Origin of the sequence: Roseateles sp., from assembly GCF_036486225.1 — a bacterium.
Classification (GTDB): Bacteria; Pseudomonadota; Gammaproteobacteria; order Burkholderiales; family Burkholderiaceae_C; genus Roseateles.
Genome location: NZ_DASVNZ010000226.1, coordinates 1 through 2627 on the forward strand (window position 1 = coordinate 1; position 2627 = coordinate 2627).

Genomic DNA, 2627 nt, shown 5'->3' on the forward strand with positions numbered 1-2627 from the left:
GCCAGCGCGGCCAGTGCCAGCGTGCCGGGTTCGGGGACCTGCGTGACGTTGATCGTGCCGGAGTAGCTCGCGCTGATCGGCGTGCCTGCCGTCAGGCCCTGGCCGGCGTAGCCGCGCACGGTCAGCACCAGAGGGCCGCTCAGGCGCACGTCGGGCAGCGCGGCGATCTCGAGCGCGTTCCTGTAGCCGCCCATCGTCGAGCGCGTGAAGTTGTAGGTCGCGCCGTTGAGCACCGCGCTGACGAAGTTGATGTCGAACGCGGCCGACATGCCGATCGTCGTCAGGCTGGCGTTGACCATGCCCCAGCGGTCGATGCCGGTGAAGGTGAAGGTGTCGACGAACTCACCGGCCGTCGAATGCACGATGCTGAAGCCGGCCGTCTTGGTGTCGGCGGTCGCGCCCTGCTGGAGCGCGACGGACTGGGCCGCGGTCACGGGCGCGGCCAGCGCGGCGGAGGCCGCGGCGGCGCTCAGGACGGCGGTGGCTGCGGCGGCGAAAAGACGGGTCGTGAGCTTCATGGCGGTGCGGTCCGGAGACCTCGAAGACCCGCGGCGGCAGGTCGATGCAGCGGACTCTATCGAGGGGGTTCCGTACGGTGTCCCCCGCGCCACGGGGGGAGAAACGCGTGCTGGCGCCGGGGTCGTGAGAAAGCGCACATCGCGGGCCAGTCGCGTCGGCCGGGCGCCACGGTCGCGCCGTGAATCCGTCACGCAAGGACTGACCCCGCAACGTGCTCGACACCGCGCTCGTCACCGAGCCCTGAGCGTCGCCCGGGGCCCGAAACGACAACGGCGCCCCGAAGGGCGCCGTCGATCTCAGGAGCCGCGACCGGTCAGGCCAGCTTGCCGTGGCAGCTCTTGAACTTCTTGCCGCTGCCGCAGGGGCACGGGTCGTTGCGTCCGACGTGACCCCACTCGGCCGGCACGGCCTCGGTTCCGCCGGCGATGGTCGCCACGTCCTGCGACACCGAGCCGTCCTCGTTCGGATGCGTGTAGGTCACGTTGCCGACGTTCTCGGCGCGCTGCTCGATCGCGTCGGCGGCGGCCGTGGCCTCTTCCTGCGACTGGATGCGCACGTTGAGCAGCACGCGCGTCACTTCCAGCTTCACCGCGTCCAGCAGTTGCGAGAACAGCTCGAAGGCCTCGCGCTTGTATTCCTGCTTCGGGTTCTTCTGGGCATAACCGCGCAGGTGGATGCCCTGGCGCAGGTAGTCCAGCGAGGCCAGATGCTCGCGCCAGTGCTGGTCGATGCTCTGCAGCAGCACCATGCGCATGAACGGCGTGAACTGCTCCAGGCCGACGCGGTCCAGCTTGTCCTGGAAGGACACCTCGCCCGCCTTCAGCACGGCGTCGAGCACGTCCTCGTCGGTCAGGGTCTCGCTCTTCTTGAGCATGTCGCCCAGCGGCACTTCCAGCTTCCACTCGTCGCGCAGCACGCGCTCCAGCGCGGCCAGGTCCCACTGCTCTTCCAGCGATTCCTCCGGCACGAAGCCGCGGACCACGTCCGTCAGCGTGCCCTTGCGCAGGTGGGTGATCTGCTCCAGCACTTCCTGCGCCTCGAGGATCTCGTTGCGCTGCTGGTAGATGACCTTGCGCTGGTCGTTCGAGACGTCGTCGTACTCGAGCAACTGCTTGCGGATGTCGAAGTTGCGGGCCTCGACCTTGCGCTGCGCGCTCTCGATCGAGCGCGTGACGATGCCGGCTTCGATCGCCTCGCCTTCGGGCATCTTGAGCCGGTCCATGATCGCGCGCACGCGGTCGCCGGCGAAGATGCGCATCAGCTGGTCGTCCAGCGACAGGTAGAAGCGCGAGGAACCCGGGTCGCCCGGGCGGCCCGAACGGCCGCGCAGCTGGTTGTCGATGCGGCGGCTCTCGTGACGTTCGGTCGAGATCACGCGCAGGCCGCCCGCAGCCTTCACCTGCTCGTGCAGCTTCTGCCAGTCGGCCTTGAGCGCGGCGATCTTCGCGTGCTTGTCGGACTCGGACAGCGCCTCGTCGTTCTCGATGGCGACGATGTCCTTCTCGATGCTGCCGCCCAGCACGATGTCGGTGCCGCGGCCGGCCATGTTGGTCGCGATCGTGATCACGCCCGGACGACCGGCCTGCGTGATGATGTCGGCCTCTCTGGCGTGCTGCTTGGCGTTCAGCACCTGGTGCGGGAGCTTCGCCTTGGTCAGCAGCTCGGCGACCTTCTCGGAGTTCTCGATCGAGGTCGTGCCCACCAGCACCGGCTGGCCGCGCTCGTGGCAGTCGCGGACGTCCTGCGTGACGGCGTCGTACTTCTCCTTGGTCGTCTTGTAGACCAGGTCCAGCTCGTCCTTGCGCACGGTCGGGCGGTTCGGCGGGATCACCACGGTCTCGAGGCCGTAGATCTCCTGGAACTCGTAGGCCTCGGTGTCGGCCGTGCCGGTCATGCCCGACAGCTTGCCGTACATGCGGAAGTAGTTCTGGAAGGTGATCGACGCGAGCGTCTGGTTCTCGCTCTGGATGTCGACGCCTTCCTTGGCCTCGACCGCCTGGTGCAGGCCGTCGGACCAGCGGCGGCCGCTCATCAGGCGACCCGTGAACTCGTCGACGATGATGATCTCGCCGTTTCGGACGACGTAGTCGCGGTCGCGCTTGAAGAGG

At 68.1% G+C, this 2627-nt stretch carries 2 protein-coding genes; both read right to left on the bottom strand.

Translation table 11 applies throughout. The annotated features are described in order from the left end of the window. Positions 1-518 (bottom strand): FxDxF family PEP-CTERM protein (locus VF536_RS15480; RefSeq protein WP_331615757.1); only part of this gene is annotated, 518 nt, incomplete at its 3' end. Positions 519-832: 314 nt separating this feature from the next. Continuing rightward, positions 833-2627 (bottom strand): preprotein translocase subunit SecA (gene secA, locus VF536_RS15485; protein ID WP_331615758.1); only part of this gene is annotated, 1795 nt, incomplete at its 5' end.